15 protein-coding genes and 1 pseudogene are annotated in these 22541 nt (G+C 67.1%); 8 read left to right on the top strand and 8 right to left on the bottom strand.

What is annotated here, in order from left to right; translation table 11 throughout:
* Window positions 1–106: 106 nt before the first annotated feature.
* Complete coding sequence (locus Q9G87_RS07840) at window positions 107–802, top strand: DedA family protein (RefSeq protein WP_305915535.1); 696 nt, start codon at window positions 107–109, stop codon at window positions 800–802.
* 44 nt (window positions 803–846) lie between these two features.
* Here Q9G87_RS07840 and Q9G87_RS07835 read toward each other — a convergent pair whose 3' ends face one another.
* Window positions 847–1869: a LacI family DNA-binding transcriptional regulator gene (locus Q9G87_RS07835; RefSeq protein ID WP_305915534.1), complete on the bottom strand. Its 1023-nt coding sequence runs from the start codon at window positions 1867–1869 to the stop codon at window positions 847–849.
* 306 nt (window positions 1870–2175) lie between these two features.
* On the opposite strand from Q9G87_RS07835, the pseudogene Q9G87_RS60595 reads away from it, so the two are divergent.
* Window positions 2176–2385, top strand: a pseudogene (locus Q9G87_RS60595) (site-specific integrase); the annotation flags it as partial.
* Window positions 2386–2417: 32 nt separating this feature from the next.
* On the opposite strand, the gene Q9G87_RS07830 reads toward Q9G87_RS60595, so the two are convergent.
* Both Q9G87_RS07830 and Q9G87_RS07825 read right to left on the bottom strand, forming a co-directional pair.
* Window positions 2418–2630, bottom strand: coding sequence for a hypothetical protein (locus Q9G87_RS07830; protein WP_305915533.1), 213 nt, complete (start codon window positions 2628–2630; stop codon window positions 2418–2420).
* Window positions 2621–2941, bottom strand: coding sequence for a hypothetical protein (locus tag Q9G87_RS07825; protein ID WP_305915532.1), 321 nt, complete (start codon window positions 2939–2941; stop codon window positions 2621–2623). Before Q9G87_RS07825 ends, Q9G87_RS07830 begins: the two co-directional genes overlap by 10 nt.
* 114 nt (window positions 2942–3055) lie before the next feature.
* Here Q9G87_RS07825 and Q9G87_RS07820 point away from each other — a divergent pair, with 114 nt between their 5' ends.
* Window positions 3056–4297, top strand: a complete 1242-nt coding sequence (locus Q9G87_RS07820) for a helix-turn-helix domain-containing protein (RefSeq protein ID WP_305915531.1) — start codon at window positions 3056–3058, stop codon at window positions 4295–4297.
* A gap of 7 nt (window positions 4298–4304) precedes the next feature.
* Window positions 4305–4781: a hypothetical protein gene (locus tag Q9G87_RS07815; protein WP_305915530.1), complete on the top strand. Its 477-nt coding sequence runs from the start codon at window positions 4305–4307 to the stop codon at window positions 4779–4781.
* Window positions 4782–5038: 257 nt separating this feature from the next.
* Here the strand turns inward: Q9G87_RS07815 and Q9G87_RS07810 are convergent, their stop codons facing one another.
* From Q9G87_RS07810 to Q9G87_RS07790, 5 genes are all read right to left on the bottom strand, one after another.
* Window positions 5039–6658, bottom strand: coding sequence for a glycoside hydrolase family 27 protein (locus Q9G87_RS07810; protein ID WP_305915529.1), 1620 nt, complete (start codon window positions 6656–6658; stop codon window positions 5039–5041).
* 520 nt (window positions 6659–7178) lie between these two features.
* Window positions 7179–8633 carry a non-reducing end alpha-L-arabinofuranosidase family hydrolase gene (locus tag Q9G87_RS07805; protein WP_371825744.1) on the bottom strand — a complete coding sequence of 485 codons (1455 nt, stop codon included), beginning with the start codon at window positions 8631–8633 and terminating at the stop codon, window positions 7179–7181.
* 15 nt (window positions 8634–8648) lie between these two features.
* On the bottom strand, window positions 8649–10670 hold the full coding sequence (locus tag Q9G87_RS07800; protein ID WP_305915528.1) for an RICIN domain-containing protein: 2022 nt from the start codon (window positions 10668–10670) through the stop codon (window positions 8649–8651).
* Complete coding sequence (locus Q9G87_RS07795) at window positions 10667–13393, bottom strand: beta-L-arabinofuranosidase domain-containing protein (protein WP_305915527.1); 2727 nt, start codon at window positions 13391–13393, stop codon at window positions 10667–10669. The genes Q9G87_RS07800 and Q9G87_RS07795 overlap by 4 nt, the downstream gene beginning before the upstream one ends.
* Window positions 13394–14263: 870 nt before the next feature.
* A complete protein-coding gene (locus tag Q9G87_RS07790; protein ID WP_305915526.1) occupies window positions 14264–15745 on the bottom strand; it encodes an endo-1,4-beta-xylanase in 1482 nt (493 codons plus the stop codon).
* A gap of 525 nt (window positions 15746–16270) precedes the next feature.
* Between Q9G87_RS07790 and Q9G87_RS07785 the strand changes: the two genes are divergently transcribed.
* From Q9G87_RS07785 to Q9G87_RS07770, 4 genes are all read left to right on the top strand, one after another.
* Window positions 16271–17602, top strand: a complete 1332-nt coding sequence (locus Q9G87_RS07785) for an extracellular catalytic domain type 1 short-chain-length polyhydroxyalkanoate depolymerase (protein ID WP_305915525.1) — start codon at window positions 16271–16273, stop codon at window positions 17600–17602.
* Between the two features lie 46 nt (window positions 17603–17648).
* Entirely contained in the window at window positions 17649–19487 is a 1839-nt protein-coding gene (locus Q9G87_RS07780; RefSeq protein ID WP_305915524.1) for a family 43 glycosylhydrolase, read from the top strand.
* Window positions 19488–19581: 94 nt separating this feature from the next.
* The gene (locus tag Q9G87_RS07775) at window positions 19582–20847 is read left to right on the top strand and encodes a cellulose binding domain-containing protein (protein WP_305915523.1); all 1266 of its coding nucleotides are present in this window, start codon (window positions 19582–19584) and stop codon (window positions 20845–20847) included.
* A gap of 44 nt (window positions 20848–20891) precedes the next feature.
* On the top strand, window positions 20892–22469 hold the full coding sequence (locus Q9G87_RS07770; protein ID WP_305915522.1) for a glycoside hydrolase family 27 protein: 1578 nt from the start codon (window positions 20892–20894) through the stop codon (window positions 22467–22469).
* Window positions 22470–22541 lie beyond the last annotated feature (72 nt).

The raw sequence follows: 22541 nt of genomic DNA, 5'->3' as shown, positions 1-22541 counted from the left end.
AAGTCCGTGCTCACATCGGGCGGCGAGACGCTCTATGGGTGCACTGACGGATGAATCACAGCCCTTTCTCAGGCCGTTCCCACGTTCGTCGTTGAGTCTCACCCTCATGACTGATTGGCTCGTTGGACTGATGGAGAGTCTCGGGGCCCCCGGGGCGGGCCTCGCGATCGCGCTGGAGAACCTGTTCCCGCCCCTGCCCAGCGAAGTGATCCTGCCGTTGGCGGGCTTCACCGCCAGCCGGGGCGAGATGGGCCTGCTGGACGTGCTGGTGTGCACGACCCTCGGCTCGCTGATCGGCGCGCTGGCGCTGTACTGGGTCGGGGCGCTGCTGGGCCGCGAGCGGGTGCTGGCCATCGCCGCCAAGCTGCCGCTGGTGAAGGTGTCCGACATCGAGAAGAGCGAGGCCTGGTTCCAGCGCCACGGCCGCAAGACGGTGTTCTTCGGCCGGATGATCCCCCTCTTCCGCAGCCTCATCTCGATCCCGGCGGGCGTGGAGCGGATGCCGCTGCCGACGTTCACCCTGCTGACGATGGTCGGGAGCCTGATCTGGAACACCGTCTTCGTGCTGGCCGGGTATTTCCTGGGCGAGAACTGGTCACGGGTCGAGACCTACGTCGGCCTCGGCACGAACGTGGTGACCGCCATGGTGGTGGCGGCGGTGCTGGTCTTCGTCGGGGTACGGCTGGCCGAGCGGTACAAAGGCCGCCATGCGGCTCGTCGCGCAGTTCTTGACGGCACCCCAACTCGAGGAAAGCCTGGTGAAGGAGATCACGGCGACCGGCGTCCCCGCGCTCGTGGGTGAGCTGGGCGCCGGACGGTGCTGCCCCTTGGAGGCCGCGCTTCGGCTCAGGCGGTTGAGAGTAGGGGAGGCCCGGTGCTCTCGCGTACGACGAGTTCGGTGGCCAGCTCGACGCGGCTCTGGGGCAGTTGCTCGCCATGGGCCAGCGTCAGCAGCATCGAGGTTGCCGCGCCGGCCATCTTGGCGAGGGGCTGGCGGATGGTGGTCAGCGGTGGAATGGCCCACCGCACCGACGGCAGGTCGTCGAAGCCGATGACGCTGAGATCGTCCGGGATGCGCAGGCCGAGCTGACGGGCCGCGTGGTAGACGCCGATGGCCTGGCCGTCGTTCGTGGCGAAGATCGCGGTTGGCCGGTCGGGCAGGCGCAGCATGCGGTGCGCTTCGGCCAGACCGCCCTCGATGAGGAAGTCCCCCCGGCCGATCAGCTCAAGGTCGACGGGCACGCCGGCCATGTCGAGGGCGGTTCGGTAGCCATCGAGACGGGCCCGGCTGGGCAGCGCGGAGTCGGGTCCGGTGATGATGGCGATGCGGCGATGCCCGAGCTCCAGAAGGTGGCGGGTGGCCGTGAGCCCGCCGTTCCAGTTGCCGGCGCCGACCGATGGGATGTTCCGCGCGGGAGCGTCGGCCGGATCCAGCAGGACCAGCGGGATCTCGCGGAGGGCGAGCTGTTCATGTTGGGTCTCGGTCAGTCCCGAGAACACTGCGATCACGCCGCTCGGGCGGCGCCGCAGCACACTCTCCAGCCAGGCGTCTGCAGCGGTGTGGTCACCGTGCAGGTCCGATATCGCCACCGTGAGGTCGTGCTTACGGGCGGTCTCCGCGACGCCTTTGGTGATCTCGACGGGATAGTCGCCCTCCAGCGCGTGGAAGACGAGCTCCACCAGGGCCGTCGGCGTGGAACGGCGGCGCTGTCGCCGGTAGCCGTGCCGGCGGATGAGCTCCTCCACGGCGGCGCGGGTTTCTGACGACACCTCGGAACGGCCGTTCACGACCTTGGAGACCGTCGCGGTGGAGACTCCGGCCAGCTCGGCGAGCTGAGCGATGGTGAGAGGGGACGACTCCGTGGTCATGGCGGCAGTCTAATCACGGAGTGTGGGGGAGGCGGGCTGCCGCCGGTGCCGCATGACCCGGGCGGGCTCGGCCGTGCATCGAGCCCGCCACGCCGGCTCCAGCCGGACCTGTCACGCCATTAGCGCTGCAGTGTCAGCAGGCCCGGCCGGTAGGGCAGGAGGCCGTAGTCGCCGCCGGAGTTGGGGCTGCGTCCCTGGTAGAGCAGTTGCAGGTTGCAGGTTGCAGGGATCGACGGTCATGGTCTGCGGCGTCTTCGTCGCATACGTTGACCCACATCCCTACTGCCGCAAGGCGAGGAGGCCGAGATGCGGGTCATCAAGGAGCGAGACGGCGGGATCGTCCGCCGGGTGCGACTGGTCGACGATGAGGGAGAGCTGGTGGGGCCGGTCTGCCGGTTCCTGGATCACCTCCGGAACAGGGAGTTCTCGCCGAACACCCTGAGCGCGTACGGATACGACCTGAAGTACCTGTTCACCTTCCTCGATCGGGAGGGCTTGAACTGGCAGGACTTCCGGGCGCCGCACATGCTGGCCGGGTTGCCATCGACTTACTTGCCTACCGCAGGTGGCCGTGACTTCTGCTGCCTGATCTCGGCGTGTAGATTGCCGGCCAGTTCCTCCAAGGTCTCTCCGCAACGCACGTTGGAGAAACCGCTGTTCTTGGGCACGAAGTTGACTCGCATGGCGACCCAGCCTCCGGATATGTCGGTGATCTGCCAGCCGGGGAACTTGCTGAGCACTTGCTGCACGGTCAGAGACACGGCTGGACTCCGGCGATCAGCGATGAGAGCGGGTGTGACATGCGCAGTTCCGTGTAGCGAAGGGCGACTCGGTGCGCGGCGCGGGCCAGCTCTGTGAAGGGGTGCCCTGCGTAGATCGCTCGGTGTCTGCGTGGGTTCCAGCCAGTGTGCCACCAGTACATGCCGTCCTCGCACCATACGATCAGGCCGAGCCAGACCGACACCATGGGCGTGCCGTAGTCGTGATGGACGTCGGTAGTGATCCCTTTCTCCGCAAGAGCGGCGGCCAGTCGTTGGGCGGCGGCCAGGGGTTGAGGCGGTAGTGCGTTCATGTACTGAGCGTCGCCGTCACGAAACCGCGGGTGAACGCCATAGTGCTGCTGGTGGTACGCCTATTCCCGTCGCGAATATCGGTACGGTCGAGTTGGGCGGCTTAACCTAGCGTTGTGACCCAGATACCGCCGCAGTTCTGGTCCGGGCCAGTCGTGGCCGCTGCCCTCGCCGAGTGTGATCTCCCAACCATCCTCGAAGAGGTGCGGCGGGTACACGGTTGGACGCAGGGCCAGCTTGCTGAGGCGGTCGGCTACTCCCAGAGCTGGGTGTCCAAGGTGCTGCGTGGCCGTCAGCCGCTCACTGTGGACCAGGTTCGGGAGATATCCATCCAGATCGGGGTGCCGCTTCACTTGCTCCGATTCGGAGCCCGAGGGGATGAGGATCCGACGAAGCGCAGAGATTTCGGCAAGGCGGTGGCGTTGACCGCGCTGGCGGGCGTGGCCCTGCCCAAGCGCCCGGATGTGGACGAGACGACGGCCGCCACGCTGACCAGCATCACCGGCGCCCAGCGTCGTTTGGAGGCCGTCACACCTGCGCGTGAACTCGCCCGTCCAGCCGTGGCCCAGGTCGATCTCGCGAACCGCGTTCTCGGCCGCGCGTCGCGATCTCCGCATGCTGACGAGGTCCGGGCCGGTCTGAGCGAGGCGGCGGGCTTCGCGGCCTGGGTGCATGCCGACATGCAGGACACCGGTTCGGCGCGCTTCTACTACCGTCGCGCTATCGACAGCGCGCGGCAGGCCAACAACGCGCTGCTGGCTGCGTACATGATCGGTAGTCTGGCCGCGTTCGAGATCGACGCCGCCGACCCGCTGATCGGACTGAATCTCTTGGTGAGGGCGCGGCGGGAGATCGGTGAGCGGCCACCGGCCACCGGCCGTGCGTGGCTGTCGAGCCTCGAAGCGCTCGGTCACGCGACCGCACATGACGAGACGGCAGCGCTTCAGGCGTTGAGGGCGGCCGAGGCAGCGGTACGGGCTAGCGAGCGGGCCGTCGCGCCACCCTGGCCATGGGTGTTCCCGTTCGATCATGCGAAGTTGGCGGGCTATCGCGCCCTGGTGATGGTACGCCTCAAGAGGCCGGCCGAAGCCGTTGCCGCCTTCAACGAGTCGCTCTTGTCGGCCCAACCCGGTCCGAAGCAGCGGGGCGTGCTCATGACTGAGGTAGCGGCTGCTGAGGCCATGTCGGGGCACTACGACGAGGCGTTGTATCTGGCGTCCAATGCGCTCACTGTGGGGACGACGTATGGCTCGGAGCGTGTCCTGCACAGGGTCAAGAACTTCCGCCGAGCGTATGGCGGGCCGTCGTCCGACGCCCTGCGCTCGTTCGACGAACGTCTTCACGCCACTCTGCTCTAGAGGGATCATGGTCCGCATCGCTGTCTCCGGCCACCGGAGCCTTCCGGAAGAGACTGCTGTACTGATCGATCGGGCGATATGTGAGGCGCTCGCGGATTACCTCCCCGACATCTGCGGGTTGTCCTGTCTGGCGGACGGAGCCGATCAGATTTTCGCCCGTGGAGTGCTCGCTGTCGGTGGAGCGCTCGAGGCAGTCATCCCGGCCAAGGAGTACCGAGACGGGCTGCCGCGAGAGTGCCATGCCGCTTACGACGAGTTGCTGGGCCGGGCGATCCGGACTCACAGGCTGGACTTTGTGGAGTCCACCTCGGAGTCCCATATGACGGCCAGCGCGCGCATGCTGGACGACGCCGATGTGTTGTTCGCCGTATGGGACGGGCAGCCCGCCCGAGGCTATGGAGGCACTGCTGATGTGGTGGCCGAGGCCCGGCGGCGGGAGGTCCCTGTGCGGGTGATCTGGCCCGAAGGAGCCCGGCGAGATTAAGAGCCTCTAGGCGAGCCTCTAGACCTAGAGGTCGGTCTCTCTAGGTCTAGAGGAAGCGGCTCTACCCGTCTTCGCGAATTCGTTCTCGTGCGATCTTGCGAGCGGTGGCGATACGTTGGCGAGCTACCTCGGCCCAGAAGGCTTCTTCGTGGCGATGGCCACTCCCGGCACAGCGCCATTCGCCCACAGTCGCGGTCGTCTCAGGATCTGTCTGCGCGAGAAGTCAGACATCTCGATTCTCCTTCTCGAGAAGATGATCAGACGCGGGTCCACCGTTGGTTGGCGGCGCCGTTGCACGTCCAGATCTGGAGGTAGACGCCGTTGGCCGTGGAGTTGCTGGGTACGTCCAGGCACTTGTTCGCGCCGAGGGCGGTGATGCTTCCGTCGGTGTTGAAGCGCCACTTCTGGTTGTTCTGGCCATTGCAGTCCCAAATGATCACGCTGGTGCCGTCGGCGGTGCCGTTGTTGTTCACGTCGAGGCACTTGCTTCCGTAAACCCGCAGTTCACCGGCTGCCGTGGAGGTCCACTGCTGGTTGCTCTGACCGTGGCAGTCCCAGATCTCCACCCGGGTTCCGTTGGTCTGGGAGGCTTCGGTGACGTCGAGGCATCTTCCGGACCCCACGCCCTGGATCTGGGACGCGGGGTTGGGCGTTCCGCCGCTGACCCGGAACACGACGGTGCCATGGGACGGCACGCTCGCCGAGATGGCCCCGGTCGTCGAGGTGACGGCGTTCGTCCAGGCCTCACGCAGGCTGAAGGAGCTGCCGGACAAGCCGATCGCCGAGGTGGTGGTGCTCATCGTCGTCGTGCTGCCGCCCTGGTTGAACAGCGCGACCGCGACGTCGCCGTTGCTCAGCCGTTTGGCCAGGATGCGGCGGGTGCCGTCGTTGCTGATCTGGGTCGCCTGGAGGCCTAGCGGGTCCTGATTGATGGCGATCAGATTCTGGTTCTTCATGATCGTGGCGGTCGCGGCGTCCATGTTCCTCATGTCGTTGCCCGCGATCAGAGGCGCGGCCATGATGGCCCACAGAGCGAAGTGGCTGCGCATCTCGGTGTCGGTCATGCCGCCCCGGCCGACCACCATCATGTCGGGATCGTTGAACTGCCCCGGCTTGGCGTAGCCCGACAGGGGCGCGTTGACGTTGACGATGTTCTGGATGCCCATCGGGTAGCCGTTGGTCTGACCGGAGTTCCAGACGTTGGTGATGTCCTCGGTCGTGCGCCAGATGTTGGCGACGTCACCCCAGTTCCGCTGCGGGCCGGTCTTCTCATGGATGCTGTTGGGGTTGATGCTGTAGAGGATCGGCCGTCCGGTGGCCGCCAGGGCGTCGCGCATCTTCGCGAAGGTGCGTACCTGGTCGTCGATGGTGCCGGTGGGTGAGCACCAGTCGTACTTGAGATAGTCGACGCCCCAGGCGGCGAACTGCTGGGCGTCCTGGACCTCGTGGTTGAGACTGCCGGTCGCGCCCGGATAGGAGCCGAAGTACTGGGCGCAGGTACGGTCCAGGGGCGCCTGGTAGAGACCGAACTTCAGGCCCCTGGCGTGCAGGTAGTCGCCGAGCGTCTTCATACCGCTCGGGAATCGCGACGGGTTGGCCTGCAGGTTGCCGGCCGAGTCGCGGTTGGGATCGAACCAGCAGTCGTCGACTACGACGTACTGATATCCGAGGTCGCGCATGCCGGAGCTGACGAGCGCGTCGGCGGTCTGCCGGATCAGCGTCTCGTTGATGTTGCAACCGAACGTGTTCCAGGTATTCCACCCCATCGGCGGGGTGCGGCCCACGCCGTTGTCCAGCGCTTGAGCCTGGGTGGCGGGCGTGAGCGCCACGGCCAGGGCCACCATGGTCAGCAGCGCGCGGGTTCGTTTCCTGCTCATGGAGATCGCTCCTCAGTGAATCGAAGGCCGGACCCATGGGGTGGGCTGGCCACCCCATGAACCCGGTGCTCAGGGCTCAGGCAACCGTCGGGGTGGCCGCGCTGCGGTTGGCGATGAAGCCGAAGAGCGTCCTGCCTGCGGTGCCCGGGGCGGGGTGTCTTGACATGGCGCGGCTCCTTTCAGTGGAAGGAGGCGTCGTCGATGTAGAGGCCATCGGTGCCCGCGGCCGTCTCGACGTAGAAGGAGGCGTTGGTCAGCGTCCCGGTCCAGGAGACGGTCGCGGTGCCGGTGAGTTGGGTCCAGCCGTTGGTGTTGACCGTCTGCGCGGGGGTGAGCTGGCGGTAGCTCTGGCCATTCTCATGGTGATCCTTTCGAGGGTGACCCTCGGGCTCGGAGCGTTGCCCGACCCCTCGCTCCGTCAGCTGTATGAGCGCTGAGACGTCTGGTGACCCGCGCGGGCTCGGCCGTGCACCGAGCCCGCCACGCCGGCTCCACTTCGAGCCGGACCCGTGTCACGCCATTAGCGCTGCAGTGTCAGCAGGCCCGGCCGGTAGGGCAGGAGGCCGTAGTCGCCGCCGGAGTTGGGGCTGCGTCCCTGGTAGAGCAGTTGCAGGTTGCAGGGATCGACGGTCATGGTCTGGTCGGCGCTGGTGCGGATCAGTTCGCCGTGGCTGATGTCGTTGGTCCAGGTGGCGCCGCTGTTGGCCTTGCCGGCGAAGGGGTTGCTCTCGGTGGCGGCCTGGGGTGTCCAGGAACCGTTCAGGCTGGTGGCGGTGAACGAGCGGAAGTAGCGGCCCTGGGAGCCGATCGCCTCGACGATCATGAGGTATTTGTTCTGGCCCTGGAGCTTGTAGACCTGAACGGCTTCGAACAGGTTGTTCGTCGTGTCGCTCATGATCACCGTCGCTGTGGTGCCGAAACTGCCCGGGAAGTTCCCGATGGGCATGCTGGCCCGGTAGATCTTGCCGTTGTCCCCGGCGAAGAACAGGTACATGTTCGTGCTGTCACCGATGAGCGTCTGGTCGATGGGGCCTGTTCCGGAGCCTGAGATGCTCGCGGTGGAGAGCACCTGCTGCGCTGACCAGCCATTCGGGTTGGTGGGGTCGCTGGAGGTCCTGTAGGAGAAGGCGGTCCCGCCCCACTGGTAGGCGAGCACCCAGATGTTCTTGGGGGCGAAGTAGAGGAGCGTGGGCGCGACAGTCGAGGAGTTCATCGTGTTCTGGCTGGCCGAGGCCATCTCGGACCAGTTGGTGAAGAGGCTGAAGTTCATCGAGCCCCAGCTCGTGCCGAAGTCGTGCGTCGTGGCGTAGACGAGGTGCCTGCCGTTGTAAGGGGCGACGGTGAAGTCCTTGAGCGAGACCCAGCCCGACTTCGGCTGCGCCAGCGCGCCCGTCGAGGTCCAGCGGTACGTCGACGGAAGATCACATTGCCCCGGGTTGCCGCCGCCATCGACCTTGACGAGCTGCCACTGCTGGTTGGCGCCGCCCCAGTCGTCGTACTGGACGATGTTGGCGCCGTCGGCGGTGGAGGCGCCCTGGACCTCCAGGGCCTTGTTGCTGTGGCGCGAGATGAACCTCACATGGCCGTCCGAGCTGTCGGCCAGCCGCCACTGCTGGTTGGTGCCGTTGGTGTCGGACCATTGCACGATCGCGCCGCCGTTGGCGGTGGACCAGTTATAGACGTCGAGCATCTTGCCGGAGTGGCGGGACTTGATGCGGTAGTAGCCTCCGCCGGAGTCGACGAACTGCCACTGCTGCTGGTTGCCGTCGTTGCGGGTCCACTGGGTGATGCGGGCGCCGTCGTTCGTCGCGAGGTTGTAGACGTCCAGGGCCTTGCCGCTGTTGCGGTTGACCAGGACGTACCAGGCGGTGGTGTCGACGGTGGCCGCGTTGGCGGACTGCGTCTGAAGGGCGACGAACAGGCTCGCCAGTAAGGTGGCCAGCGTCGCGAGGACGGCCAGGGATCTGAATTTCACGTCTGTACCTTTCTGTCAGGGGGTGGTGAGGTCGAAGCGGTGCACGGTCACTGCTCCGCCGAGGGACTGGGTGGCGTAGTTGAAGATTCCGAAGCGGTAGCCCATGAAGAACTGCCAGGCGTTGTTCAAGGTGAAGGCCGGGCCGAGGCTCACGAAGGTGCTGCCGTCGGTGCTGTAGGAGAAGCGGGCCTGCCTGCCGGAACCGGGCCGGATGTCGGCGCTGACCCGCAACCAGATCCGGCCGCCCGAGATGTTCGCGCTCGCCGCCTCGGTGCCGGTGCCGGTGGTCTGCCACGAACTGTTCATGGTCAGCCCGTTGGTCATCACGACCCGGTTGACGCCGTTGTCGCGCTTGACGCCGATCCAGGCCGACTGGTCGCGCAGCATGGCCAGCCCAGCGCGGTCGCCGTTGGCCATCTGCGAGTAGTCGAGCTCGATCGTCGCCGTCGACGACGGGCCCTGGATGCGGTGGGTCAGCGTGTTACGGGCGTTGTAGAGGTCGCCGGTGACGGTCGCGGTCTGCAGGCGCAGGCCGTTGCCGGTGGAGAAGCGGCTGGTGTCGGGGTTGTGGTTCCATTCCCAGCGGTGCCCGAGGCTGCCCGAGGTGAAGGTGTCGGGACCGATCATGGACGCCACGGTCCGGCTGGTCTGGATGTTCGGCTTCGGGTAGTTGACACCCCAGCCGCCGTTGACGGTCTGCACGGTCGGCCAGTCGCCGGTCCAAGTGATCGGTGCGAGCGCCGGGACGCGGCCGCCGGGGTAGGCGTCGACGAACGACATGTAGTACCAGTCGCCGTTCTGGGTCTGGACGAGCCCGCCCTGGTGGGGGACGCCGCCGCCGGAGATAGGGCCGGGCATGTCCAGCAGGACCTGGCGCATCTCGTACGGGCCCCATGGCGAGGTGGAGCGGAGCACGTACTGGCCGTTGGCGGGGCGGGTCAGCCAGATGTAGTAGTAGCCGTTGCGCTTGTAGAAGCGGGCGCCCTCCAGGGTGCCGACGCTGCTCGGGGTCTGGAACACCTGCTGGGCGCGCACCTGGCTGAGCCCATCGGCCGAGAGCTGGGCGACGCTGATGGTGCCGTTGCCGTAGGCGACGTACATGGTGTCGTTGGTGTCGATCAGGAGACCGGCGTCGTAGTAGCAGTTGTTGATCCGCGAGCGTTTGGTCCACGTGCCGTCGACGGCGGAGGCGGTATAGACGTAGGTCCGGTTGAACTCGACGCAGCCGATCCAGTAGTAGGTGCTGTTGCTGGGCCGGTAGTTCAGGGTCGAGGCCCAGATACCCTTCACGTACGCCCGGCCGCCGTTGAGGTCGTAGGCGCTCGAGTCGAAGTCGAGCCTCGGGACCGAATGGCCGGCGTACTCCCAGTCGACCAGGTTGTAGGAGCGCAGGATCGGTGCGCCCGGCGAGTAGTGCATCGTCGAGGCCGAGTAGTAGTAGGCGTCGCCGACCCGGATGATGTCGCCGTCGGCGAAGTCCTGCCAGACGACCGGGTTGGTGTAGGTGCTGCCCGGATCCGGATTGCTGCCGACCTGGACGAGTTGCCATTGCTGGTTGTTGCCGCCCCAGTCGTCGTACTGGACGATGTTGGCGCCGTCGGCGGTGGAGGCGCCCTGGACTTCCAAGGCCTTGCTGCTGTTGCGGTTGATCAGCCGGATGTAGCCGCCGGCGGAGTCGGCGAGTCTCCATTGCTGATTGGCGCCGTTGTGGTCGGCCCATTGGACGATGTTCGCGCCGTTGGCGGTGGAGAAGTTGGAGACGTCCAGGACCTTGCCGGAGTGCCGGGACTTCAGCCGGTAGTAGCCGCCGCCGGAGTCGACGAACTGCCACTGCTGCTGGTTGCCGTTGTTGCGGGTCCACTGGGTGATCCGGCCGCCGTCGGCGGTGGACAGGTTGTAGACGTCCAGGGCCTTGCCGCTGTTGCGGTTCACCAGGACGTACCAGGCGTTGGTGTCGACCGTCGCCGCTGACGCCTGGGGCGTGAGGAACACACCCACGAGAAGCAGTAACGAGAGAACCGCGAGCACGCGCCTCACAGGAACCTCCAGAGGTTGTTGTTCGCGCCGTTGTCGTCGGCGAGCACGACCTGCGCGCCCTGGGACGCGCCGCCGAGGCCGAGGACCCGTCCGCCATTGGCGCACTGGATGCGGAAGGCGGCGCCCGCCCCATAGCGCAGCCGCCAGCGGTGGTCGGCGGTGCCGTTGTCGGCCCACTGCACGACGCGCGACCCGGACGCGGTGCCCATGTTCTCCACGCCCAGCACCTTCTGGCTGTGGGAATTGCGCAGCCGCAGGTAGCCGCCGGTGTCGATGATCGCCGTCCACAGGTGGTCGGCGGTGCCGGTGTCGCCCCACTGGATGACGAGCGCGCCGTCGGCCGTGGACATGTCGGTGACGCCGAGGACCATCCCGGTGCCTACGTTCTGGATGCGCCGCGCGCCGTTCGGCACGAACCGCCACTGGTTGTCCGGGCTGCCATTGTCGGAGTCCTGGACTACCTGGGCGCCGTTGGCGGTCGAGCCGTTCTGGATGCCGAGCAGCTTGGAGCTGTGGACGTTGCGGATCTTGACGGAGCCGTCGCCGACGTCACTGATCGTCCAGCGGTGGTCGGCGGTGCCGGTGCCACCCCACTGGAGCACCCGGGCGTTGTCAGCGGTCGACATGTTCTCGACGCCGAGCACCTTGCCGCTGTGCACGTTGCGGAACCGCAGGGCACTGCCGTCGACGACGGGAACCCAGTCGTGGTCGGCGGTGCCGTTGTCGGTCCACTGGAGGGCCAGGCCGCCATCGGCCGTGGACATGTTCTGGATGCCGAGGACCAGCCCGCTGGCCGCGTTGACCAGCCGGAAGCTCGCCGCGCCGGTGCCGCCCTGGCCACCGGTGTTCCAGTAGACGACGTAGTTGTGATCGTGAGCATCGTAGAACGGCCCCAGACGCACCGACGCTCCGTTGGCCGTGGCCGTGAAGGCCAGGGAGGAGGTGCTGGTCCGGGCGATCGAGGAAGGGGTCAGGGCCGGGGCCGATGACAGGCTGGTGTTGCCGTAGTCACCCGACAACACGACCGGGCCGTAGGTGATGGCTTGCACGTTGGGGTTGTCGTTGGCGGCCTTCATGACCACCCGCATGGGCAGCCGCACGGTCACGGTGTCGCCCGACGCCCACGACCGGGTGAGGTCGGCGTAGGCGCCCGGCGTGGTGGCGATGTTCTGCTGCACGCCGTTGACGCTGATCGTCGCGCCCTGGGTCCAGGCCGGGATGCGGATGCGCATCGTCCACGATCCGCTCACGTTGCCTGCGACCTGCAGCGACATGGTGTCGCCGACCGGGTACGAGGTTGTCTGGGTGACCGTGATGCCGCGCTGGCTCCAGTTGAGCGTGGAGGCCACGAACAGGTTCACGAACAGGGTGGTGCCGTTGTGGAAGTAGATCGAGTCCATCAGCTTGGTGTTGGTCTCGATCCCGGTGCCCTGGCAGCACCAGAAGGAGTTGTAGTCCGTGCTCCAGGTGCCGCCGCCCCAGGCCGGGCCGACACCCCGCCGTCCGCCGGGGTTGAGCGGGGTGAAGTAGGTGACGTGCCCGCGTGCGTCTGCCGGGTTCTGCTGGCCGATCAGATGGTTGAGCAGGGCGTTCTCGTAGTAGTCGAAGTAGTCGGCCCGCGTCGGCGACAGCAGCCACAGCTCCCGGGTGAGCTTGAGCATGTTGTAGGTGTTGCACGCCTCGCCGGTGTCTCTGGTCAGGTGGGCGGCGATCGCGTTGGGAGCGCGGAAGTGCTCGGCCTGGCTGTTGGAGCCGTTCACGTACGTGTGCGCGCCGACGGTGATGGACCAGGCGTTGGCAGCGATGTCACGGTAGCGGGTCGTGCCCGTCGCCTTGTACTCGCGGGCTGCCCCGATCCACTTGGGCACCTGCGTGTTGGCGTGCAACCCGTTGAGGCGGTCCTGGCCTGCGGCCAGCGGGTCGAACACGGCCGCGTGGTCGAACCGTTGTGCCGTGGTCAGCCAGCGGGAGTCGCCGGTCATCTGGTACAGGTCCGTCAGCACGGCGTTCATGCCGCCGAACTCGGTGCCGAGCATGGTCTGCATCTGGCTTGAGCTGAGTCGCGACGTGCGGGCGTCCACCCACCCTGCCAGGGCCAGCAGCACGGTCCGGGCCTGGGTGTTGCCGATCAGCCGCCAGACGTCCAGCAGCCCGGTCAGGGTCTTGTGGATGCAGTAGTACGGCACGTTGCCGTTGGTCAGGGTGCGGTTCTCCACGGCCGTGATGTCCGACTCGGGAAAACCGGACAGATAGCCGTTGGTGAATCCGGCGGCGCTGTTGTTGGCCTGACATCGGGCCAGCTCGGCCACCATGTAGTTGGCCTTGTCCCGGCAGGTGGTGTCGCCGAGCACGGCGTAGGCCTGCGCCCACGCCGTCAGGAAATGGCCCTGCATGTGGGACCGGAACGGGAAGCTGGGCGCGTCCCAGCCGCCGTTGGCCGCCGCGCCGTTGGTGGACAGCCGGTGGTTGTCCCGGAAGACGTACAGCAGCCGGTCGACATCGACGAAGCGCAGGTAGTTGAGAGTGCGGTTCTGGTTGTCCAGCAGGCGGCCGGAGGTCAGCCGGACCTGGCCGAGGTCGAACTCGTAGGCCGAGACGCCGATGTCGGATCTGGCCCAGGGGAGTGCGGCCAGAGCGGGGGATGCGCCGGCTACCTGGCCGGCGACCGAGAGCGCGGCGGTCGCGCCCGCGGCCTGAAAGATCTGGCGACGACTCAAGGACATGCGGAGCTCCTTGGAGATGGGGGCGGTGACCGGCCGCCGCCGGTCACGTGTTCATCGGGTCAGGCACTCGGTGAGGCTGTCCATGGTTGTCGGCGTGGAGATGCCGCTCTCGTACGCTGTGTTAGCGCTAACACTTCGCTAGTGAGGTCACCCAGATCGAGGTCTTGGCGGTCGTGGCGCTCGACGAGGAGCTGATCGGGTCGACGCGCAGCGTGCGGTGCCAGGGGGGAGGGGCTATGCGGAACCGCGGCCGCCATGGCTGTTCTGGGGGTCGATGCGCATCGAGCCGTTGACTGATATGGAGCTGTGGCGACCATGGCATGCCAGCGAACGGTGTGTCCTGCGCCGTCGCCGGGGATGAGGGGGGACATCCAGGGCTCCTTGACTAGATCGCAGATGGGCCACGAAAGCTGTTAGCGCTAACAACCGATCCTGCAGAGAGCTGTGTGGCCTCCTCCGCTGAGCGCGTTGTCGCGGAGTACATCCGACGGTCCGGCCCGGCGTCAACGAGGGGCACCCCTCGCCGGCCTGGGCGTTGCCATTGGAACGCTTTCCCGCCTGGAGTTTTGCCTCCAAGGAGATCGCGCCGCACTGCTCGTGCATGTGAAAGTTTCACAGAAGTTACCGGTTGGCAACAGGGTAATTTGCGACGGATCTAGGGTTAAGTTGCTGTCTCGGAGTCGGGGCTGGACCGCTCGGCAGTGTGAGAAACCGTTGTTGAGCCACACCCGGCCGCTTCGGACGGGTGTGGCTCACCCTCCCTCGGTCTCCCCACCGGGGCCGAGGGAGGGTTGCACCCGGGGTGCGGTCAGCAGGTGGAGCTGTTGTGGGTCAGCAGGCCCAGACGCCAGGGTGAGCAGCCGGTGAAGCTCACCCCGCGTTGTAGGTCCACTTCTGGTTGCTGCCACCCCAGCAGCTGTATAGCTGCAGGCCCGTGCCGTTGGCGGTGCCGGCGCCGACGGCGTCAAGGCACAGCCCGGACTGTACGCCCACGATCGTGCCGTCGGAGTTGACGCGCCATTTCTGGTTGTCGCCACCCCAGCAGGAGTAGATCTGGATCTTGGCGCCGTTGCCCGTGCCTCCGGCATCCAGGCACTTGTTGCCGTACACCTTCAGTTCCCCTGCTGAGGTCTGCGTCCACTGCTGGTTGCTCTGACCGTTGCAGTCCCACAGGTGCACCGCGGTGCCGTCGGTGGTGCTGGCGTTGGGCACGTCCACGCAGCGACCGGAGGCTGTGCCCTTGATCTGCCCAGCACCGCCGGGCGTGGTCGGGGTCACCGTGGGGGTCACTGTAGGGTCAGGGGACGGGTCGGCGGCGTTGAGCGCGTTGAGGACCGCGGTGTAGGCGGGCTTCTTGTTGCCGTTGCCGTCGAAGAGCAGCGGGGCGGCGCCGGCGCCGAGCCAGGAGTCGCTGTCGCGAACCCCCCAGACCGTGATGCCGGTACAACGCGGCACCGCCAGGCAGTCGTTGACGACGTTGGCGTACGTGGTGGCCGAGCCGCCCTGGATGTCCAGCTCGGTGATCTGCACGTCGACCCCCAGCGCGGCGAAGCTCTGGATGGTCGTGCGGTAGTTGCTGTTGTAGGGGCTGTTGCTGTTGAAGTGCGACTGCAGGCCGACGCAGTCGATCGGCACGCCGCGGGCCTTGAAGTCCCTGACCATGTTGTAGACGCCCTGCGTCTTGGCCCAGCTCCAGTTGTCGATGTTGTAGTCGTTGTAGCACAGCTTGGCGGCCGGGTCGGCGGCGCGCGCGGTGCGGAAGGCCACCTCGATCCAGTCGTTGCCGGTGCGCTGGAGGTTGGAGTCACGCCGGCCGCCGGAGCTGCCGTCGGCGAAGGCCTCGTTGACCACGTCCCAGGCGTAGATCTTGCCCTTGTAGTGGCCCATGACGCCGTTGATGTGGTCGATCATCGCCTGGCGCAGCGAGCTGCCCGACAGCGACTGCATCCAGCCCGGCTGCTGGGAGTGCCAGGCCAGGGTGTGCCCGCGCACCCGCTTGCCGTTCTGCACGGCCCAGTTGTAGACCCGGTCCCCGGCGGTGAAGTTGAACTGCCCCCGGTTGGGCTCGGTGGCGTCGATCTTCATCTCGTTCTCGGCCGTCACCATGTTGAACTCGCGATTGGCGATCGTCGTGTAGGCGGAGTCGCCGAGCCTGCCCGAGGCGATGGCGGTGCCGAAGTAGCGGCCGCTCTGCGCGGCGGCCGCGCCGAGCGTGCTCTCCGCGGCATCGGCCGGAATCGCCGTCGCCAGTGCCGTGATCAGGCCGAGTGCGCCGAGCGCGCCGGCAATCAGCGCCCGACGCGCGCCGAGCGGCCGTCGGTCGTTAGGTGGGGACATGGCGTTGACACGCATGCTTGAGCCTCCGTATGCGAATCATGGGGAAGGGTTCGTGCGGGACACACCCGCGGGGCCGACGCCGCGTCCCGGTAGGGACGCACACCACAGGTGTCGGGGACGGCAGTCCACGTTGAGCACCACCGAGCCGGTAGGGGAGATCACCTCGGGCACTCAGTGTGTGAAGCTCGCCGAAAATTGTCAAGGATACGGTGAAAGTTTTCGGCAAAGCCTGCCCTCGTCTGCGTTGCTTGTGCTGGCCCAAGGGGGAATGGTGGCCCTTAAAAGTTTCGGACTGGGCTCTTCGGGTGCGGTTCGCATGAAAGTTTCATGGCGACGCTCTTGCAGGTCGAGCGCGGCCAGGTTCGGTAATCCGAGGTGAGCGCGCTCGGGCGCCACCTCCGTCGGCCACTGCACGTTAAGGCGCTCTTGACAGTACCTTTCTGACTCGTGTTTGCTCCGTCCCGCCACCACCTCCATCGGCCCTAGGGGAGCTCGACCAGGCCAGCGGTTTGTTAGCGCTAACAGCGGAGAGGCGAACCCATGAAGCGAAGCGAACCCCGCACGAGAAGGTGCGCGGGCATTGGAGCCGCTCTGGCGGCTCTGACCGCGGCGTTAGCCACTGCTCTGTCCGTGTTCCTCACGGTTGCGCCGGGAGCGTCGGCGGCGGTCCTGACCGAAGTGACGAGCTTCGGCGCCAATCCCGGCGGTCTGCGGATGTACCTCTACGTTCCCGACACGGTGGCATCCCGCCCGGGAGTCCTGGTGGCGATGCACGGCTGCAACGGCTGGGCCCCGGGCTTCCACCAGGGCACCGAGTTCGCCTCATTAGCCGACCGGCACGGTTTCATCGTCATCTACCCGCAGGCGAACAAGAGCGCCAACGGCATGTCGAACTGCTTCGACGTGTGGTCCAACGAAGCCCTGCGGCACGGTGGCGGCAGTGACCCGGTGTCGATCGTCTCCATGGCGACCTATGCGCTGCAACGCTACAACGGTGACCCGGAGCGGGTATTCGCCACCGGCTTCTCCTCCGGCGCGATGGAGACCCTCAACCTGCTCGCCACGTATCCGGACGTGTTCAAGGCCGGCGCGCCGTTCGCGGGTGTTCCCTACGGTTGCCTCGGGCCCGCCGGGTGCGGGGACAAGACGCCGCAGCAGTGGGGTGACCTGGTCAGGAACGCCTACCCCGGCTACACCGGGCCCCGCCCGCGCGTGATGGCCTGGCACGGCACCGCAGACTCCGTGCTGCCGTACACGATGCTGCAGGAGGAGGTCGACCAGTGGACCAACGCGCACGGACTGAGCCAGACCCCCGCTTCCACTGACAGCCCGCAATCCGGCTGGACCCGGCGGGTCTTCGGCTCCGGGCAGGTCGAGGCGTACACCATCACTGGAGCCGGCCACGACCTGCCGCGACCGGGGATGGCCGCGTACGCCATCCGCTTCTTCGGCCTGGACGGCGGATCGTCCACCACGACGCCGACTCCGCCACCCGCCGGGCAGATCAAGGGAGTCGGCTCCGGGCGTTGCCTCGACGTGCCCGGCGCCGCCACCGCCGACGGCACCGCGGTGCAGCTGTGGGACTGCAACGGGCGCGGCAACCAGCAGTGGGCCGCCACCTCGGCCGGCGAGCTCAGGGTCTATGGCAGCAAGTGCCTCGACGCGGCCGGCACCGGCAACGGCGCCGGCATCCAGATCTACGCCTGCCACGGCGGCGCCAACCAGAAATGGCGACTGAACGCCGACGGCACCATCACCGGGGTGCAGTCCGGGCTGTGCCTGGACGCCGTGGGCCAGGGCACCGCCAACGGCACCCGGCTCCAGCTCTACTCCTGCCACGGCGGCGCCAACCAGCGCTGGACCCGGACCTGACACACCGCGGCTCGCACCCACGCCCGCCCGACTTCGGAAGGTGACCATGAAAGTCGCATCCCCCCTTCAGTTCGGCGTCATGGCGAGGCTCGGCGTGCTGGCGATCGTGGCGCTGCTCTGCGCCGTGACGGTGATTCCGGGCACGGCCAGGGCGGACAACCCGATCGTCCAGACGATCTACACCGCCGACCCCGCTCCACTGGTGCACGACGGCCGGGTCTACCTCTACACGGGACACGACGAGGACGGCTCGACGTGGTTCACCATGAAGGAGTGGCGGGTCTGGTCGTCCGCGGACATGGTGAACTGGACCGACCACGGCTCGCCGATGAGCCTGGCCACCTTCAGCTGGGCGAGCGCGGACGCGTGGGCCGGCCAGGCCGTCTACAGGAACGGCAAGTTCTACTGGTACGTCCCGGTGAAAGACCGGGCGAGCGGCCAGATGGCCATCGGCGTCGGGGTCTCGAACAGCCCCACCGGGCCGTTCACCGACGCCATCGGGCGCCCGCTGGTCAGGAACGGTGAGATCGACCCCACGGTCTTCATCGACGACAACGGGCAGGCCTACCTGTACTGGGGTAACCCCAACCTCTGGTACGTCAGGCTCAACGCCGACATGATCTCGTACTCCGGCAGCCCCACCCAGATCCCGCTCACCACCGCGGGCTTCGGCACCCGCACCGGTGACACCAGCCGCCCGACCCTGTACGAAGAGGGGCCCTGGGTCTACAAGCGCAACGGCCTCTACTACAACGTCTTCGCGGCGAAATGCTGCTCGGAGTTCATCGGTTACTCGACGGCCCCCGGCCCCACCGGGCCCTGGACCTACCGCGGGACGGTCATGCCCACGCAGGGCAGCAGCTTCACGAACCACCCCGGAATCATCGACTTCAACGGCGGGTCCTACTTCTTCTACCACAACGGCGCTCTGCCGGGCGGTGGCGGCTTCACCCGCTCGGTGGCCGTGGAGAAGTTCACCTACAACGCCGACGGAACCATCCCCACGATCAATATGACCACGACCGGGGCGCCTCAGGTGGGCACGTTGAACCCCTACGTTCGCCAGGAGGCCGAGACGATCGCCTGGGCGTCCGGCGTGGAGACCGAACCCGCCGGTGAGGGCGGCATGAACGTCGGCTGGATCGAGAACGGCGACCACATCAAGGTCAAGGGCGTCGCCTTCGGCTCCGGCGCGACGTCCTTCACCGCGCGAGTGGCCTCCGCGACCAGCGGCGGCCGGATCGAACTCCACCTCGACGGCGTCAACGGCACGCTGGTGGGGACCTGCACCGTGCCGGGCACCGGCGGCTGGCAGACGTGGACGACCGTCACCTGCCCGGTGAACGGCGCGACGGGCACCCATGACCTCTACTTCAAGTACACCGGCGGGAGCGGCAACCTGTTCAACGTCAACTGGTGGCAGTTCACCGGCGGCCCCGCTACCGGCGGGAACCTGCTGACCAACGGCGACATGGAGAGCGGCACGACGGGCTGGGGCGCGTCCGGCGGAGCCCTGTCGTCCGTCACCGACCCGGTGCACGGCGGCGCGCGGGCGCTGTCCATCACCGGGCGCACGGCGTCATGGAACGGCACCACCCAGGACGTGACCACCAAGCTCACCAACGGCAAGAGCTACACCACGAGCGTCTGGGTGCGGTCGCAGAGCGGCACGCCCAGCGCGAAGGCGACCCTGGCGGTCACCGCCGGCGGCACGACGAACTATCTCCAGCTCACACCGGTGACGACGGTGAACTCCGGCGGCTGGACCCAGCTCACCGGCACGGCGACCGTGTCATGGAGCGGAGCGCTGACCGGCGCCACCTTCTACGTCGAGACGGCGGCGGGCACCGACGGCTTCTCCATCGACGACGCCTCATTCCAGTAGCCCCAAGCCGGCCGATGCTCTCGCCGAACAAGGGAGCAGCAAACGGCCCTCCATCCAGACGCATCGGAATTCGCACCAAGATCGGAGTTACCTGATGTCAGGACGCGGCTCCCTATTCACCACGATCGCGGTCGCTGTCGCGGCACTTCTCGTACTGGCCACGGGCGGTGCGGCGATGAGCAGCGACTCCGGCACAGCCGCGGCGCCCGCCGGCGCCCTCGCGACGACCGCCGGATGCGGCAAGACCCCGACGCTGAGGAGCGGTACGCAGTCGATCCAGACCAGCGGCAAGAACCGCTCCTTCATCCTCCGGCTTCCCGACAACTACCAGAACAACACGCCCTACCGGTTGATCTTCGGCTTCCACTGGCGAGGAGGCACCGCCGCCGACGTCGACTCCGGCGGAACCAGCGGATATCCCTGGTCCTTCTACGGACTCAGGCAGCTGTCCAACAACGGCGCGATCTTCGTCGCGCCCCAGGGCTTCAACAACGGCTGGGCGAATACCAACGGTGAGGACGTCACCTTCGTCGACGACATGATCCGGCTCATCGAGTCGGATCTCTGTGTCGACACCTCGCAGCGCTTCGCCACCGGTTTCAGCTACGGCGGCGGGATGAGCTTCTCACTCGCGTGCTCGCGGCCGACGGTCTTCCGGGCGGTCGCGGTCTTCTCCGGCGCGCAGCTCAGCGGGTGCAGCGGCGGAACCCAGCCCGTCGCGTACATGGGGCTGCATGGCATCGGGGACACGGTGCTCAACATCTCGCAGGGACGGTCGCTGCGTGACAGGTTCGTGCGCAACAACGGCTGTACCGCGCAGAACCCGCCCGAGCCGAGTTCGGGCAGCCGGAGCCACATCGTCACCACCTACTCGGGGTGCCGGGCCGGTTATCCGGTCGTCTGGGCCGCGTTCGACAACGGTCACATGCCCGGTCCGGTGGATGGGACCTACGCCGAGAGTGGTGTCACGACCTGGACCAAGGGAGAGGTGTGGAAGTTCTTCTCCCAGTTCGGAAGCTCCCCGTCGCCCAGTCCGACGCCCACCATCACCCCCACCCCGGGAACCGGTGAATGCACGGCCACGATGCAGACCGTGAACTCCTGGTCCGGCGGCTTCCAGTCCACCGTCACCGTCCGCGCCGGCGCCAGCGCCGTCAACAGCTGGACGGTCGAGTGGACCTGGCCGGGCGGGCAGACAATCAGCAACCTGTGGAACGGCGTCCGCTCCGGCTCCGGAGCCGGCGTGACCGTCCGCAACGAGGCCTACAACGGCTCCATCGCCCCCGACGGCACCACGACGTTCGGTTTCACCGCCAACGGCGCCGCGGCCACACCCACCCTTACCTGCGACGCCTCCTGATCAGGTGAGGGCGCGCTCAGCGATCCCGTGTTGAGAGGAGCCAGATGCGTAAGGTCATTCGATGGATGCTGGCGGCGTTACTGGCCGCCGGCTCCCTGGTCGCGATCGGCGGTACGTCGTCGCCGGCCATCGCGCTGGACAACGGGCTCGCCCGTACGCCGCAGATGGGATGGAACGACTGGAACACCTTCTTCTGTAACGTCAACGAGAGCCTCATCCGGCAGACCGCGGATGTCATGGTCTCCAGCGGCATGGCGGCGGCGGGCTACGAGTACGTCAACATCGACGACTGCTGGTCCACCAAGAGCCGCGACGCCAACGGGAACCTGGTACCTGACCCGCAGAAGTTCCCCAGCGGCATGAAGGCCCTGGCGGACTACGTCCATGCCAAAGGGCTGAAGCTCGGCATCTACTCCTCGGCGGGGACGACCACGTGCGCGGGGTACCCGGCCAGCCTCGGCTACGAGCAGCGCGACGCCGCCCTGTGGGCGTCCTGGGGGATCGACTATCTGAAGTACGACAACTGCGGCGATCACCAGGGCAGGACCGGGCAGCAGCGCTACACCGCCATGCGTGACGCACTGGCCGCCACGGGCCGCCCGATCCTCTACAGCCTGTGCAACTGGGGCCAGGAGAACGTGTGGACCTGGGGGATGCCGGTGGGCAATTCCTGGCGCACGACGGGCGACATCGCGGCGAACTGGAACTCCATCATGGGCATCCTGGACCAGCAGGTCGGGCTCGAGGCGTACTCGGGGCCGGGCGGCTGGAACGACCCCGACATGCTGGAGGTGGGCGTCGGCGCGCTGACGGCGACGGAGGGACGGGCGCACTTCAGCCTGTGGTCGCTGCTGAACGCGCCGCTCATCGCGGGCAACGACATCCGGTCGATGAGCGCGGAGACCCGGTCCATCCTGACGAACACCGAGGTCATCGCGGTCAACCAGGACTGGGGCGGCAGGCAGGGCCACAAGATCAGCGACAACGGGAACCTGGAGGTCTGGCGCAAGCCCATGTCCAACGGCTCGGTCGCGGTCGTCCTGCTCAACCGGGGCACCTCGACCGCGACGGTCTCCACCACCGCCTCCGCCCTGGGGCTGGGCTCGGCGTCCTCCTACTCGGTGCGCGACCTGTGGGCGCACACGACGTCCTCCTCGTCCGGGACGATCAGCGCGTCGGTGCCCGGGCACGGGGCGGCCATGTACATCGTGACCGGAGGAGGCATCGTCCCTACGCCCACGGGGGAGATCAAGGGGGTCGGCTCAGGCCGGTGCCTGGACGTCACGGGCGCCTCGCAGACCAACGGTGCGCAGGCGCAGATCTGGGACTGCAACGGCCAGGTCAACCAGCAGTGGACGCCCACCGCGAGCGGTGAGCTACGGGTCTACGGCAACAAGTGCCTGGATGCCTACAATCAGGGCACTGCCAACGGCACTCAGGTGATCATCTGGGACTGCAACGGACAGTCCAACCAGCAGTGGCGCCTCAACACCGACGGCACCATCACCGGAGTGCAGTCGGGTCTGTGCCTGGATGTGCCGAACAACGCCACCGCCAACGGCACCAAGCTGGTCATCTGGTCCTGCCACGGCGGCGTCAACCAGCGCTGGACCCGGACCTGAGGAACGTGGCGAGAACACCTTTCGCCGGAGGCGGTCCTCCGCTTCCGGCGAAAGGTGTCTCCATCCACCAGG

This window comes from Nonomuraea turcica, assembly GCF_030718205.1.
Classification (GTDB): domain Bacteria; phylum Actinomycetota; class Actinomycetes; order Streptosporangiales; family Streptosporangiaceae; genus Nonomuraea.
The sequence above is the reverse complement of the archived record's forward strand: the minus strand, read 5'-3'. Positions and strand labels throughout refer to the sequence as shown.

Coding starts and splice junctions, on each gene's coding strand:
- Q9G87_RS07840 (WP_305915535.1), top strand. CDS start 107: ATGACTGATTGGCTCGTTGGACTGATGGAGAGTCTCGGGGCCCCCGGG.
- Q9G87_RS07835 (WP_305915534.1), bottom strand. CDS start 1,869: ATGACCACGGAGTCGTCCCCTCTCACCATCGCTCAGCTCGCCGAGCTG.
- Q9G87_RS07825 (WP_305915532.1), bottom strand. CDS start 2,941: ATGAACGCACTACCGCCTCAACCCCTGGCCGCCGCCCAACGACTGGCC.
- Q9G87_RS07815 (WP_305915530.1), top strand. CDS start 4,305: ATGGTCCGCATCGCTGTCTCCGGCCACCGGAGCCTTCCGGAAGAGACT.
- Q9G87_RS07810 (WP_305915529.1), bottom strand. CDS start 6,658: ATGAGCAGGAAACGAACCCGCGCGCTGCTGACCATGGTGGCCCTGGCC.
- Q9G87_RS07795 (WP_305915527.1), bottom strand. CDS start 13,393: ATGTCCTTGAGTCGTCGCCAGATCTTTCAGGCCGCGGGCGCGACCGCC.
- Q9G87_RS07790 (WP_305915526.1), bottom strand. CDS start 15,745: ATGCGTGTCAACGCCATGTCCCCACCTAACGACCGACGGCCGCTCGGC.
- Q9G87_RS07785 (WP_305915525.1), top strand. CDS start 16,271: ATGAAGCGAAGCGAACCCCGCACGAGAAGGTGCGCGGGCATTGGAGCC.
- Q9G87_RS07780 (WP_305915524.1), top strand. CDS start 17,649: ATGAAAGTCGCATCCCCCCTTCAGTTCGGCGTCATGGCGAGGCTCGGC.
- Q9G87_RS07775 (WP_305915523.1), top strand. CDS start 19,582: ATGTCAGGACGCGGCTCCCTATTCACCACGATCGCGGTCGCTGTCGCG.
- Q9G87_RS07770 (WP_305915522.1), top strand. CDS start 20,892: ATGCGTAAGGTCATTCGATGGATGCTGGCGGCGTTACTGGCCGCCGGC.